The sequence below is a fragment of the Vibrio sp. 2092 genome (assembly GCF_033339635.1).
Taxonomy (GTDB): Bacteria; Pseudomonadota; Gammaproteobacteria; order Enterobacterales; family Vibrionaceae; genus Vibrio; species Vibrio alginolyticus.
The window spans coordinates 148,575-162,659 of the sequence record NZ_JAWOUY010000008.1 but is presented as its reverse complement, the minus strand read 5'-3'; the positions used below and the strand labels follow the sequence as shown (position 1 = coordinate 162,659).

The window sequence follows — 14,085 nt, the reverse complement described above, 5'->3', positions numbered from 1 at the left end:
ATTATTTGTCGTTAGTTCTTGATAAGTTCATCCAAATACAACGAATGTGATGAATGTCACATTAAGAGAGGCCATGTGCAGAGTCCAATTACGTTAGAAGCACTCCATATTCTAGATGCTATTGATCGAAGAGGGAGTTTTGCTGCTGCTGCGAATGAGTTAGACAGAGCCCCGTCATCGCTGAGCTATCAAATCCAGAAACTCGAGCAAGACTTAGACATTATTATCTTCGATCGCTCTGGTCACAAAGCCCATTTTACTGAAGCAGGTAAGCTTATTCTTGAAAGAGGAAGAGCCATTTTACAAGCCAGTGAAAAGTTAGTGAACGATGCAACGTTGTTGGCGAATGGCTGGGAACTGGATATTACCATTGCCTTCGATGGCATTATTCCTATATCCAACTTTTTCCCGATGGTTGATGCGCTGGCCGAGGTCAGCTCAACTCGAGTCAGGCTGCAAGAGGAGATTCTGGCTGGTAGCTGGGAGTCGTTGAATACGGGGAGAGCTGATTTACTGATTTGCCCATCACTGGATACGCTTCCTCAAGAAGTTAAGTCAGAAAAAATTGGTAAAATGAGTATGTATTGGGTAGCTTCCGCTGATCACTATGTTCACAAGCGTAGTGGTAAGTTTGATGAAGCAGCGCGAGAAAAGTATCGGATCATTGCTATTGCAGATACCGCACGTGAGCAACCCGCGCTCTCAATTAATATTATTCAAAAACAGCCTCGCTTGACCGTCACCAACTTTACGGCAAAAGTAGAAGCGCTCACTGCAGGTTTAGGTATTGGTACATTACCAAGCCAAATTGCACAACCTCTTATTGATAGTGGTGTATTGAAACGAATCGAAGGCACTGAAGAACAGCCGATGAATATTATTTTGGCATGGCGCCGGAACACTATGGGTGAGGCAAAATCCTGGTGTATTCAGTACTTAAAAAAGAATTGGAAACTAAAGTAACAACGTAACTTTTACTTCTTAGATTCCCATTGATTACCGAATGTAAGAAGTAAAAGTCATCGCTAATGCTGCGCTTTTCAATTTAAAGGGAGCACCATATCTGCCGTACCGTCTGCAAACTGGATATCGATCTCAAACCCCAAGTTCTGAGCCAACATCAACATCCCTCTGTTTGTTGGCATGGTCATTCCAGACATTTGCTTTGTGCCTTTAACTTTGCAATAGCTGATTATTTTCTGCATCAGCACTTTGCCTAAACCTTTTCCTTTCAAATCTGAACGAACCAAAATAGCAAACTCAGCGTCACTATTGTCTGGTGTAATCAATGCGCGGGCTACCCCTATGATAGACGGTCCGTCAGTATTAAACGCTACCGCAACAAACGCCATTTCGCGGTCGTAGTCGATTTGAGTAAAGTTTGCCAAAGCCTCATGGTTGAACTCTCCAACTTCAGAAAAGAAACGCTTATAGAGATCTTCTTTCGATACGCTATTAATGAATTGAGCATGCAGCGGCTCATCCTCTGGCAAGATAGGGCGAAGCAAGATAGGTTGGCCATCTCGAAGCGTCACCGTTTCGACAAACTCTGCCGGGAAAGGGCGAATCGCTAGCCGTTTTTGGGCGTCTCCTTCGTACTTACACAGTGTGACATCTGCATCAAGGATAGTTAAATCGCTTCCGGATACCAGTACTGGATGGATATCCAGTTTTTGTATTTCTGGTAACTCAACTGCCATTTGGGAGATACGAACCAAGAACTTCGACAACTCAGTAATATCGAGCGCATCTTTGTGTTTCTGCAGGCGAATCTTTCCAGACTTTAGGGCAACAACGACAAGGTAGCGCGCAAGCGTCATGTTCAAAGGAGGAAGTGCAGCGACGGCATCTTGGGCGATATTCCACTCAGAGCCGCCTTGACCAAGCAAGATCACTGGTCCAAAGACTTTATCTACTGCAATACTAATCCGTAGCTCTTCAGCGCTGCCGAGCTTTGCCATCCCTTGTACTAACAGCCCATGTACATTGGCGGAAGGGTAACTGAGCTTTACGGTATCTAAAATGGATAGCGCTGCGTTGGAAACTTCTCGACTGTTTCTTAAATTTAGAGCAACACCGTGAACATCCGATTTATGAGGAATGTCTGGAGAACGCAATTTTACCGCAACAGGATATCCAATATTTTCTGCCATATGAACAGCTTCAATGTCGTCAGATGCAATCCACGTAGGCAAAACGTTAAACCCGAACAGCTTAAATAATGGGCTGGTTTGATGCGTATCTAAGGTGACTGTATTTTTATCCAGTAGTCGTTCATTTGCCCACTCTTTTGCTGAACTCACACTTCCAGAATGTAATGGCTCTGCCGTCGTTGGCGTTTCCATTAGTTGTTTCTGGTTTCGTCTGTATTCGACCAAGTGCATGTATGCTACAACCGCACTTTCAGGTGTTCTATAGGTTGGAATACCTGCTTGAGTAAATGCCAGTCGCGCTTCTCTCGACGTTTGTTCTCCTGACCAGTTGGTCAAGATATTAAAATGCTTATGCCGAGGGTGAGATTTGATTGCATTAATAAGGGCTTGAGCAGTTTCAAGAGGATCAGAAACAGCAGAAGGACTATGCATAATCAATATCGCATCTGCACAGTCGTTATTCATCAGTGCGTTAATGGTATCAATATAGCGTTTTTGGGTTGCGTCACCAGACAGATCAATTGGATTTCGAGCACGCCAGTTGGATGGAAGTACTGCTTGTAATTGCTCAATGGAAGCGTCATCAAGCGTTGCGAGTTGGCCACCACGTTCAATCAAAGTATCAACGGACATAACAGCAGGGCCGCCGCCATTGGTGATGATCGCTAAACGCTCTCCACGAAGTGGCACAGAATGCGTGAGTGTTTCTACCGCGGCAAAAAGCTCATGCGTATTGCTGACTCGTAACATACCAGTTCTGCGAATAGCAGAATCGTAAATTACGTCAAGTGTATCTCCGTCTTGCTGCTCAAAAGTATTCATCTCTTTAGAGCGGCCCGCTTTTAGCACCAATATACGTCGGTTACGTGAAGCGGCGCGCGCAGCAGACATAAATCGGCGAGCGTCTTGGATATTATCAACATAAAGCAGAATAGCTTCTGTGTTTCCATCCATACTCAAATAGTCGAGCAAATCTGCAAAATCGATATCCTGTCCACGCCCAATCGAAATGAACGAAGAAAAACCAATGTTCTTATCATTTGCCCAGTCTAAAACCGTGGTACAAACCGCCGCGGATTGTGAGATGAAAGCAATTTTTCCAGGTTTAGCTGCAACAGGGGAAAACGTGCAGTTAAAATTGTGCCAAGGAAGGATGATACCTAAGCTGTTTGGGCCTAAGACTCGAATGTTCAATGATGAGATATCTAAAGGCTTAGGGTCATCAGAGATAACAATCGCAAACGGTGTGCCTCTCTCATCTAGCTCTTTAAGCAATTGCTCGTTACGTGAAACGTTCGTACACAAAATTGCAATATCTGGCGTATAGGGTAGGGAAGCTACATCAGGGTAAGCGATCACGCCAGATACGGCTTTATATCGCGGCGTTACTGGCATAATCGCGCCACCAAATCCACTTTGTAGAAGGTTGCGCATCACAACATGTCCTGCTCGCAATGCTTTTTGAGATGCCCCAATAACGGCCACAGAGTTGGGTTTAAAGAGTTTATGTAGTTTATTCATGCTGACTCCTGGCCGTTTGTAAGTCACGTTGGCTTCTCGGTTTCATATCAATCATAAACGAATAATTTACTGATAAAACATCTTCAGACCAGACATTGCAGAAAATGTGTACGATGCTTATGGAGTTTGTGTTATTCATCACATCAAAATCACAGATTATTGTATTTGATGCTTGATAAACGGCCCTGCTATCGGCATGATTTATCGTAATATTTATCCAGAGCATTTGTTACTTCATGAAAAAAATCGCAATCATCGGCTTGTCAGTTCTGCTTTCTGCTTGTGCATCTGAAACTTACATCACGGATGTGACCTCAGAAAGTTACCGAGAGGACTACAAATCAGATCGTATCTCTAAACCAATTATGGCGTCTGAAAACGCTGTAGTAGAAAAAGACGTACAACCAACTGTTGTGAAAATGACGGCAAAGCCTGAAGAAAAGAAAGTAGTCAAGCTAACGCCAAAAGAGCAGGCGAAGCCAGTTAAGATCGTACCACCAAGTAAAAAGCAAGCTGGCATTCAACGATTCGGCTATACCATTCAAGTCGCAGCTGTGGGTAGCCAAGCTAAAGTCGATCAGTTTGCAAATAAGCTGCCACAGAACGGTCAGCCAATTTGGGAAAACTACAAAGTTGTAAACGGTACTAAGTGGTTCTCAGTTTTATACGGAGACTACGCAACAAGCGCAGAAGCCAAGCAAGCGATTTCGACTTTGCCAGCTCAATTTCAGCAGTTAAGACCATTTGTTAAAAGCATTGATGCAATCAAAAACTCAGCTTACCCAACGCTTAACAAATTAAATTAACACATCAAATAAGGGAGCGAATAGCTCCCTTATTTATTTGCTCAAATCCTATTCGAACAACATTCCTCACATTAAAATTACTGTACGTCACACTTCAAAGGTTTATCATAATAAATAGTATCTTTTGTAGGTCACGGAAAGATGGATTCATGATTAAAAATATTCTTTTACTATGCGGCGGTGGCTCTTCTGAGCACGAGATTTCATTATTGTCTGCAAACTTTGTCGAACAACAACTAAATCTTATTGAAGACGTTCACGTTACACGCGTAGAAATAAAAAACGAAGGTTGGATGACCAACCAAGGTGAGTTGGTTTACTTGGATCTCAATACCAAGCAGTTGTGCTCAAGTGAATCTAATCAAACCATTGATTTCATCGTGCCTTGTATACATGGTTTTCCTGGCGAAACAGGCGACATTCAATCTCTGTTTGAAATCGCAGGTATTCCTTATCTTGGCTGCGGGCCAGAAGCGAGTAGCAATAGTTTCAATAAAATCACATCTAAGCTTTGGTACGACGCTATTGGCATACCCAATACGCCATACTTATTCTTAACACGAAACGATGAAGAAGCTCACGTTCAAGCTCATAAAGCCTTTGAAAAGTGGGGAAAAGTTTTTGTTAAAGCCGCTCGCCAAGGCTCTTCCGTTGGCTGTTACAGTGTCACAGGAAAAGACAAGCTTTCTAATGCAGTAAATGATGCTTTTGGGTTTTCTGACCAAGTGTTGGTTGAGAAAGCAGTAAAACCTCGAGAACTTGAAGTTGCTGCATATGAGATGAATGGCCAACTACATATCACTAAGCCAGGCGAGGTCATCGCGCCTGATGGTGCTTTTTACTCGTACGATGAAAAGTACAGCAGTTCAAGTCACTCGCTCACAGAAGTTGAGGCGAAGAATCTAACTCAAATACAATTAGATTCCATCCAACACGCGTCAGAGACGGTATTTAAACAAATGAATCTTCGTCATTTATCTCGTATCGACTTTTTCCTAACGGAAGATGATGAGATTTACTTAAACGAAGTAAACACATTTCCAGGAATGACTCCGATCTCAATGTTCCCTAAAATGCTTCAAAACAACGGGCACAAATTTCATGAGTTCTTGGAAGATTGTATAAACAGTGCAAAGTGATTAACGTTATCGAGACGCGTTTTATGATACAAGTTGTTTTCTAGAGCAAGGATTATTCAAGCCGTATTTGAATATTGCTCAGTAGCAATTATGATTATATCAACGCATTAAACAGATGACTCAGTGGTATGGCGATTTCAAATTATAGAGGTTTTAACCTGCAGTCAGTCGGATCAGATGGCAGTGTTTGGAAGGTTAAAATCAAGAACCACGTCTTACAGGGAAGTTTGACGGCGGTAAAGAAAAGCATTGATTGGTGGTGTGACACCGCATCGATTATTGATCCCAAAGAGTTTGCTTCACTCGGACAGAGAGTGCAGCAAACAGGTGTTGCAAAATCAGAGGTCTTTAACGGCTATACTATTCAAAATGATACAGGCCAACCTAACTCTTGGTACTGTATGTTTAATGGTAAACTGATTAAGGGCAGTAAAGCCGCTATTCAACGCCATATCGAAGCTTATTTGGTTGCAAAGCAAAAAGCGATGCAAGCTCAACAACAAAAGAAACAATAGAATGACTCTGGTATATTCAACAGAAACCGGTCGAATTAAACCGGAAGAAGAAAAAGTATCTCGCCCTAAAGGCGATGGTGTTGTTCGGATTCAGCGCCAAACGAAAGGCCGTAAAGGTAAAGGTGTATGCATTGTTACAGGTTTAGACTTGGATGATGCACCTTTAAAGTTATTAGCGGCAGAACTCAAAAAAGTCTGTGGCTGTGGTGGGTCTGTAAAAGATGGCAATATCGAGATTCAAGGTGATGCTAGAGACAAGATCAAGGCACATCTTGAAAAGAAAGGCATGACAGTCAAATTAGCCGGTGGCTAATTTAATATTTCCAGTAAACAAAAATGGCGTCTAAAGAAATAGACGCCATTTTTTATAAGTTGCTAATTGAAGAGCAAGCAATCGTAGATTGATAGATCGATATTAGCTATTTTATGGTAAATAACCATTATGTTTAATGCTCACAGTAAGGCCCTTAAATTTAAAATCTGCAGGGGAATAGGAGCATACTCAGACAACATTTAGCGTACGGCGATATACAATTTAACATAATATACATAATACGAACTTAAGGGTTAGAAGATTAGCATTGGTGAAGTCAGTTTAGTTACACCGTATTTGGCTTTTGCGGCCTTGCAAGCTTCATCGGCTGTCTTGTATGGGCCATGAACTTCGATTTCACCACAGCGACCACTTGATAAGAACCAGTCATCAACCCTAAAACCGTGTAGCTGATTAAGTTCCTCCACTGTATCTTTAGTTACGTTCGACACCATGCACGTTGGTTCTGCATCTTGCTCATTCAAGTAACCGAACAACTGGATTGGATATTCCATTATTTCTCTCCAACTTTCTGAGTTAACAAGATCTTTGAGCCGCAACTAACTTGATTTATCAGTTCAAGCTGACGTTCTTGAAGTTCTGATACTAACTCTGCTGGACATGAGCCAGTGTTTAAGAACACGGTTATATCAGATAAACAACCTAACGACTCCTTCAAGTCTTTGTCTGTAAAGTTCATAGCTCAACCTCCATTTGAGTCAGCTTCATGCCGTACTTTTTAAGTTCCAACTTGCCATAGTTGTTCACAATGAAGCTTGAACTATCAACCGTATAGATACCTACTTTGTATGGACTTTCATCTTTCTCAAGTGACAACTTCATTTCTACTGGGAACTTACCACCTAGATATGCATAAGCGATTTGTTCGTAGATAGTTCTTGATGGTTTGTCTTCTTTGCCTGGTATTGTGCGTGTTTCTATTTGCTCGTGTTCTGGGAAGATTTCTACTTTTAACATGCGTTTTTTTCCTTAAGCTGCGTATGTTTTGAACGGTAATATGTTTGATTGTGCTGGTTTTGGTAGCTGATACCATGACGGTGCTGTTAGTGATTGAACATCTATTACTTTTGAACGTCTCAGTGTCGGACACATACGTGTTACATCGAACTGTTGACCCACATCGATGCCGATTTTTTTCAAGCGAGCCTTGTGTTCGTAGAACTGAGAACGATTTAAAGTACTGCGTAAGTCGACGCCGTTTTGCCAGAGAGTAAAGTAATTCATTGTAGTATTAGCTTTTCTGACTGTATCGACTGCTCCTGATTGGAGAAGCTGTTGAGCAACACTTAGGTGCTCATCATGTGAGATTGTGATCGTATCCATAGCTTCCTCGAAGTGCTTAATGTGCGTGAAGAAGTCTTGTTCCTCAGTCAGCCCATAAAACTGTAAGTTATGTCTTTTCAATAACTTCTGTCTTAAGCTGTACTCTAAGCGAACAACTCCATTGTTCTCGCAATAAGTGATTAGTTTGTCTATGTAACGTTGCGTGTCTTCATCTACGTTGTGAGCTTTCTTTCTATGGCGCTGTAGCTCAACAGCTTTTGTATAAAGTTTGATAAGTAGCCATTCTGAACCTTCTCCCCAGTAGCAACTGTAACCATCGGGATACAGCTTTGGTTGTAGCGCTCTGCCAAGGTTCATCGAAGACATCCCTCGGATAAATGACTGTTCACTGCCCTTGCCTACTGCCAGATTTTGAGTCCAGTCGATACTTGTGATTTCAGCACCATTACCAACCAGAGAGGAGCCTTTCCCATCTGGAGTTTGACGGTGTTTCAGACGATTGTTTTTGGTGAACGGCGGTAAGTCATATTTGGCAAGAACGTGGTTATATATTTCTACACATTCATCGATAGTTTCGAGTCCAAAGAGGTTGTCTTGTCTTTGCCAGCGAGACGGATTTCCCTCAACTCTGACTCGGTAGCCATCGCAGCGGATAGTCAACTTAGTACTATGTGACCCCTCTAAGATCTTTTGATTCACAGATGGTGGTAATGACTCTCCTGTTTCTAAGTCTACTCGCTCGATAACATGACGCCCCACGAGAGGTAACCCCCCTTCGTGGTAGTCTTGTTGTATGAATAAGCGGTCGATGAAGAACAAGCCAAAACCCTGTCAATAGTCTTTATGGTACATATTTACTTACCATACAGGTAATTTATCATTACCTCAAGATTATGGTATAAAAAACTGGGTGTATAGTTAAAGGTATACGTACCATTTGGAGATTATTGATGATTGGTTCTGTACTAAAAGAAGCTAGAGCACTAAAGAACTTATCCCAGCCAGAGGTCGCGAACTTGGTCGGAGTGACCAAGCAGACTTACCTAAAATGGGAAAATAATGCGACCGAGCCTAAGGCATCTCAGATAAGTAAACTCGCAGAGGTTCTAGACATTACTGCCGATGAGATTTGCAACGGTGAGTTAAAAGAGAAGATGAGTTTGGACAGCTTTATTCTTAACATCGCTAAGATCAGACCTAACACTGAGTTGATTGCGCTCAGAGCTTGGGAACAGATTTCGGATCATAAGGCCTTCATTCATAGCCTGAGAATGGGAGAGATCGAAGGTTATGAAGACCATGAGGTGTTTAATGTTCTGTGATAATCCGGTATTCCGGACTTAGTTCGGGTGTAACAGAACCCGAACCTTTCAACGGCGCACTCTGTGGTGCGCCTGCTCAGGCTTCGCATGTCTCACCCCACAGCTGCGCCTGCCAAAAGTGCGAAATCCGCACAAGAGTACACTATTAAAGATAATGTACCTTGGCCATCGACATAAATGTCTCACACTGTGAGACTTCTGATTAAGTTGCCCTATAGATAGTAAATGCAAGAAGCTAATAAACATACCCTATAGATAGGTGGAACTGCCGCGCGGTCAACCCAAAGAACATCAATAAACAGGTGGGCGCTTGGCTACTCATTTTCCCTCTACAAGCAAGCTTATAGCAGTGAAAATCGAGCTTAGATAATAATTACGCCAACAAGTTAAATGACTAACTTATTGATATAGATGGAGAAAATTGTGGGCGTTTGCAAAATAATCGATATTGTGAGATTATTATAGATACGCAAAAAAACTCGGCTTGTGGGGGCCGAGTTTCGTATCTATTTTATTAACCTAATGATGCATAGGAGGTAACCATGCATAAAAAGATTAAGGAACTCTTTAAAAGAGTCTTGGCAAATCTAATTGGAAGAGCATTGTGGGATGCTATAAGAGACCATTTAGATTCGCTCTAACACGTAATATATTGACGTATTATTTAACTGTTAGGGCAACTTTAAATCAATTTTGCCCGTTCGTCAACTTTGTAGAGAATTGCTCGTATTATGCGAATTATATTACGGGCTATCTCTTCAAAGCGATTCTCTTTCCTAGCATGTACGCAGCGGAGCTGCGACAATGAGCAAGTCTCTCGCCCACCCTTTGCTCACTCTAGGCTTTCAGCAAACCCTCAACATAATTCATAACCATAATACGAACTTAAGGGTTAGAAGATTAGCATTGGTGAAGTCAGTTTAGTTACACCGTATTTGGCTTTTGCGGCCTTGCAAGCTTCATCGGCTGTCTTGTATGGGCCATGAACTTCGATTTCACCACAGCGACCACTTGATAAGAACCAGTCATCAACCCTAAAACCGTGTAGCTGATTAAGTTCCTCCACTGTATCTTTAGTTACGTTCGACACCATGCACGTTGGTTCTGCATCTTGCTCATTCAAGTAACCGAACAACTGGATTGGATATTCCATTATTTCTCTCCAACTTTCTGAGTTAACAAGATCTTTGAGCCGCAACTAACTTGATTTATCAGTTCAAGCTGACGTTCTTGAAGTTCTGATACTAACTCTGCTGGACATGAGCCAGTGTTTAAGAACACGGTTATATCAGATAAACAACCTAACGACTCCTTCAAGTCTTTGTCTGTAAAGTTCATAGCTCAACCTCCATTTGAGTCAGCTTCATGCCGTACTTTTTAAGTTCCAACTTGCCATAGTTGTTCACAATGAAGCTTGAACTATCAACCGTATAGATACCTACTTTGTATGGACTTTCATCTTTCTCAAGTGACAACTTCATTTCTACTGGGAACTTACCACCTAGATATGCATAAGCGATTTGTTCGTAGATAGTTCTTGATGGTTTGTCTTCTTTGCCTGGTATTGTGCGTGTTTCTATTTGCTCGTGTTCTGGGAAGATTTCTACTTTTAACATGCGTTTTTTTCCTTAAGCTGCGTATGTTTTGAACGGTAATATGTTTGATTGTGCTGGTTTTGGTAGCTGATACCATGACGGTGCTGTTAGTGATTGAACATCTATTACTTTTGAACGTCTCAGTGTCGGACACATACGTGTTACATCGAACTGTTGACCCACATCGATGCCGATTTTTTTCAAGCGAGCCTTGTGTTCGTAGAACTGAGAACGATTTAAAGTACTGCGTAAGTCGACGCCGTTTTGCCAGAGAGTAAAGTAATTCATTGTAGTATTAGCTTTTCTGACTGTATCGACTGCTCCTGATTGGAGAAGCTGTTGAGCAACACTTAGGTGCTCATCATGTGAGATTGTGATCGTATCCATAGCTTCCTCGAAGTGCTTAATGTGCGTGAAGAAGTCTTGTTCCTCAGTCAGCCCATAAAACTGTAAGTTATGTCTTTTCAATAACTTCTGTCTTAAGCTGTACTCTAAGCGAACAACTCCATTGTTCTCGCAATAAGTGATTAGTTTGTCTATGTAACGTTGCGTGTCTTCATCTACGTTGTGAGCTTTCTTTCTATGGCGCTGTAGCTCAACAGCTTTTGTATAAAGTTTGATAAGTAGCCATTCTGAACCTTCTCCCCAGTAGCAACTGTAACCATCGGGATACAGCTTTGGTTGTAGCGCTCTGCCAAGGTTCATCGAAGACATCCCTCGGATAAATGACTGTTCACTGCCCTTGCCTACTGCCAGATTTTGAGTCCAGTCGATACTTGTGATTTCAGCACCATTACCAACCAGAGAGGAGCCTTTCCCATCTGGAGTTTGACGGTGTTTCAGACGATTGTTTTTGGTGAACGGCGGTAAGTCATATTTGGCAAGAACGTGGTTATATATTTCTACACATTCATCGATAGTTTCGAGTCCAAAGAGGTTGTCTTGTCTTTGCCAGCGAGACGGATTTCCCTCAACTCTGACTCGGTAGCCATCGCAGCGGATAGTCAACTTAGTACTATGTGACCCCTCTAAGATCTTTTGATTCACAGATGGTGGTAATGACTCTCCTGTTTCTAAGTCTACTCGCTCGATAACATGACGCCCCACGAGAGGTAACCCCCCTTCGTGGTAGTCTTGTTGTATGAATAAGCGGTCGATGAAGAACAAGCCAAAACCCTGTCAATAGTCTTTATGGTACATATTTACTTACCATACAGGTAATTTATCATTACCTCAAGATTATGGTATAAAAAACTGGGTGTATAGTTAAAGGTATACGTACCATTTGGAGATTATTGATGATTGGTTCTGTACTAAAAGAAGCTAGAGCACTAAAGAACTTATCCCAGCCAGAGGTCGCGAACTTGGTCGGAGTGACCAAGCAGACTTACCTAAAATGGGAAAATAATGCGACCGAGCCTAAGGCATCTCAGATAAGTAAACTCGCAGAGGTTCTAGACATTACTGCCGATGAGATTTGCAACGGTGAGTTAAAAGAGAAGATGAGTTTGGACAGCTTTATTCTTAACATCGCTAAGATCAGACCTAACACTGAGTTGATTGCGCTCAGAGCTTGGGAACAGATTTCGGATCATAAGGCCTTCATTCATAGCCTGAGAATGGGAGAGATCGAAGGTTATGAAGACCATGAGGTGTTTAATGTTCTGTGATAATCCGGTATTCCGGACTTAGTTCGGGTGTAACAGAACCCGAACCTTTCAACGGCGCACTCTGTGGTGCGCCTGCTCAGGCTTCGCATGTCTCACCCCACAGCTGCGCCTGCCAAAAGTGCGAAATCCGCACAAGAGTACACTATTAAAGATAATGTACCTTGGCCATCGACATAAATGTCTCACACTGTGAGACTTCTGATTAAGTTGCCCTATAGATAGTAAATGCAAGAAGCTAATAAACATACCCTATAGATAGGTGGAACTGCCGCGCGGTCAACCCAAAGAACATCAATAAACAGGTGGGCGCTTGGCTACTCATTTTCCCTCTACAAGCAAGCTTATAGCAGTGAAAATCGAGCTTAGATAATAATTACGCCAACAAGTTAAATGACTAACTTATTGATATAGATGGAGAAAATTGTGGGCGTTTGCAAAATAATCGATATTGTGAGATTATTATAGATACGCAAAAAAACTCGGCTTGTGGGGGCCGAGTTTCGTATCTATTTTATTAACCTAATGATGCATAGGAGGTAACCATGCATAAAAAGATTAAGGAACTCTTTAAAAGAGTCTTGGCAAATCTAATTGGAAGAGCATTGTGGGATGCTATAAGAGACCATTTAGATTCGCTCTAACACGTAATATATTGACGTATTATTTAACTGTTAGGGCAACTTTAAATCAATTTTGCCCGTTCGTCAACTTTGTAGAGAATTGCTCGTATTATGCGAATTATATTACGGGCTATCTCTTCAAAGCGATTCTCTTTCCTAGCATGTACGCAGCGGAGCTGCGACAATGAGCAAGTCTCTCGCCCACCCTTTGCTCACTCTAGGCTTTCAGCAAACCCTCAACATAATTCATAACCATAATACGAACTTAAAGGTTAGAAGAATCGATTTTGCAGATTTGCTCGACTATTTGAGTATGGATGGAAACACTGAAGCTATTCTGCTTTATTTAGCATTGGTGAAGTCAGTTTAGTTACACCGTATTTGGCTTTTGCTTCCTTGCAAGCTTCATCAGCTGTCTTGTATGGGCCATGAACTTCGATTCCACCACAGCGACCACTTCTGTATCTGACACCATGCACGTTGGTTTTGCATCTTGCTCATTCAATATGAGACAACATGGACACGCATTTGCTTAACCCAAACGTGTAAGTACTATATTATCTTTATAGGAACAAGGAATCTATTAGATGTAAACTCTCTACTTTTCAATCTATACCTAGATCTTTCTTCATATGTTCACTCAACTCGTTAGTGGTTCTTACATTAATCTTATGGTTGCAATGATGGATTCTCAACTCTTCACCAAATAATTTTACTAGTGATTTGGTATACAAAGTACTAATATTATTTATTATTCTATACAATGTATCTTTCTGATAAACAGATCTTTTCGAATTTTGTATTGCAGTCTTCATATTTTAATATCCTTACACGTTTAACTTTATAATTTAAAAAATCAATTTCAACTTTTATTATTAATTTTTTCGATATGTAATGAGTCATTATCAATGATGCACAATCAACAATTAAATCACCCGAATCCAACTTAGTAATTTCACGAGACAAACTTTCTATTTTTAAATCTTTATTTTCTATATTTAATCCGATTGAGTTAATTCCTTCAGGATATCGGTTTAACTTAATATCCAATATGGTTTTATTAAGATAGTAGTCTGCCATTATTTCATGGCGGCTTTTAAATATCATTGTCCCCCTCCGATGATGC

Annotated in this window: 17 protein-coding genes; 7 read left to right on the top strand and 10 right to left on the bottom strand. The window is 41.4% G+C overall.

The window, feature by feature from the left end; genetic code table 11:
* Positions 1-75 precede the first annotated feature (75 nt).
* Entirely contained in the window at positions 76-963 is an 888-nt protein-coding gene (locus tag R7P80_RS15505) for a LysR family transcriptional regulator (protein WP_033907071.1), read from the top strand.
* 77 nt (positions 964-1,040) lie between these two features.
* Here the strand turns inward: R7P80_RS15505 and R7P80_RS15500 are convergent, their stop codons facing one another.
* Complete coding sequence (locus R7P80_RS15500) at positions 1,041-3,674, bottom strand: bifunctional acetate--CoA ligase family protein/GNAT family N-acetyltransferase (RefSeq protein WP_225491822.1); 2,634 nt, start codon at positions 3,672-3,674, stop codon at positions 1,041-1,043.
* Between the two features lie 236 nt (positions 3,675-3,910).
* Between R7P80_RS15500 and R7P80_RS15495 the strand changes: the two genes are divergently transcribed.
* The 4 genes from R7P80_RS15495 (at position 3,911) to yciH (ending at position 6,447) form a co-directional block, all read left to right on the top strand.
* A complete protein-coding gene (locus tag R7P80_RS15495; protein WP_005390018.1) occupies positions 3,911-4,480 on the top strand; it encodes an SPOR domain-containing protein in 570 nt (189 codons plus the stop codon).
* 149 nt (positions 4,481-4,629) lie between these two features.
* Positions 4,630-5,619: a D-alanine--D-alanine ligase gene (locus R7P80_RS15490; protein ID WP_005376296.1), complete on the top strand. Its 990-nt coding sequence runs from the start codon at positions 4,630-4,632 to the stop codon at positions 5,617-5,619.
* A 128-nt stretch (positions 5,620-5,747) separates the two neighbouring features.
* On the top strand, positions 5,748-6,134 hold the full coding sequence (locus tag R7P80_RS15485) for a DUF3319 domain-containing protein (RefSeq protein WP_005376294.1): 387 nt from the start codon (positions 5,748-5,750) through the stop codon (positions 6,132-6,134).
* 1 nt (position 6,135) lies between these two features.
* Positions 6,136-6,447 (top strand): stress response translation initiation inhibitor YciH, encoded by a 312-nt coding sequence (gene yciH, locus R7P80_RS15480; protein WP_005376292.1) that lies wholly within the window; start codon positions 6,136-6,138, stop codon positions 6,445-6,447.
* A 254-nt stretch (positions 6,448-6,701) separates the two neighbouring features.
* Here the strand turns inward: yciH and R7P80_RS15475 are convergent, their stop codons facing one another.
* From R7P80_RS15475 to R7P80_RS15460, 4 genes are read right to left on the bottom strand one after another with little or no spacing between them, the layout of a single operon-like run.
* Complete coding sequence (locus R7P80_RS15475) at positions 6,702-6,962, bottom strand: hypothetical protein (protein ID WP_225491821.1); 261 nt, start codon at positions 6,960-6,962, stop codon at positions 6,702-6,704.
* Positions 6,962-7,147, bottom strand: coding sequence for a hypothetical protein (locus R7P80_RS15470; RefSeq protein ID WP_225491820.1), 186 nt, complete (start codon positions 7,145-7,147; stop codon positions 6,962-6,964). The genes R7P80_RS15475 and R7P80_RS15470 overlap by 1 nt, the downstream gene beginning before the upstream one ends.
* Positions 7,144-7,425 (bottom strand): single-stranded DNA-binding protein, encoded by a 282-nt coding sequence (locus R7P80_RS15465; protein WP_023625061.1) that lies wholly within the window; start codon positions 7,423-7,425, stop codon positions 7,144-7,146. The genes R7P80_RS15470 and R7P80_RS15465 overlap by 4 nt, the downstream gene beginning before the upstream one ends.
* A 12-nt stretch (positions 7,426-7,437) precedes the next feature.
* Entirely contained in the window at positions 7,438-8,571 is a 1,134-nt protein-coding gene (locus tag R7P80_RS15460; protein ID WP_225491819.1) for a phage/plasmid replication protein, II/X family, read from the bottom strand.
* Between the two features lie 131 nt (positions 8,572-8,702).
* Here R7P80_RS15460 and R7P80_RS15455 point away from each other — a divergent pair, with 131 nt between their 5' ends.
* A complete protein-coding gene (locus tag R7P80_RS15455; RefSeq protein ID WP_225491818.1) occupies positions 8,703-9,074 on the top strand; it encodes a helix-turn-helix transcriptional regulator in 372 nt (123 codons plus the stop codon).
* 892 nt (positions 9,075-9,966) lie between these two features.
* Here R7P80_RS15455 and R7P80_RS15450 read toward each other — a convergent pair.
* From R7P80_RS15450 to R7P80_RS15435, 4 genes are read right to left on the bottom strand one after another with little or no spacing between them, the layout of a single operon-like run.
* Positions 9,967-10,227, bottom strand: a complete 261-nt coding sequence (locus R7P80_RS15450) for a hypothetical protein (protein WP_225491821.1) — start codon at positions 10,225-10,227, stop codon at positions 9,967-9,969.
* Positions 10,227-10,412 carry a hypothetical protein gene (locus tag R7P80_RS15445; RefSeq protein ID WP_225491820.1) on the bottom strand — a complete coding sequence of 62 codons (186 nt, stop codon included), beginning with the start codon at positions 10,410-10,412 and terminating at the stop codon, positions 10,227-10,229. The genes R7P80_RS15450 and R7P80_RS15445 overlap by 1 nt, the downstream gene beginning before the upstream one ends.
* A complete protein-coding gene (locus tag R7P80_RS15440) occupies positions 10,409-10,690 on the bottom strand; it encodes a single-stranded DNA-binding protein (protein ID WP_023625061.1) in 282 nt (93 codons plus the stop codon). The genes R7P80_RS15445 and R7P80_RS15440 overlap by 4 nt, the downstream gene beginning before the upstream one ends.
* A 12-nt stretch (positions 10,691-10,702) precedes the next feature.
* Complete coding sequence (locus R7P80_RS15435; RefSeq protein WP_225491819.1) at positions 10,703-11,836, bottom strand: phage/plasmid replication protein, II/X family; 1,134 nt, start codon at positions 11,834-11,836, stop codon at positions 10,703-10,705.
* 131 nt (positions 11,837-11,967) lie between these two features.
* Here R7P80_RS15435 and R7P80_RS15430 point away from each other — a divergent pair, with 131 nt between their 5' ends.
* Positions 11,968-12,339 (top strand): helix-turn-helix transcriptional regulator, encoded by a 372-nt coding sequence (locus R7P80_RS15430; RefSeq protein WP_225491818.1) that lies wholly within the window; start codon positions 11,968-11,970, stop codon positions 12,337-12,339.
* Between the two features lie 1,376 nt (positions 12,340-13,715).
* Here R7P80_RS15430 and R7P80_RS15425 read toward each other — a convergent pair.
* Positions 13,716-14,066: a hypothetical protein gene (locus R7P80_RS15425; RefSeq protein ID WP_225491817.1), complete on the bottom strand. Its 351-nt coding sequence runs from the start codon at positions 14,064-14,066 to the stop codon at positions 13,716-13,718.
* Positions 14,067-14,085 lie beyond the last annotated feature (19 nt).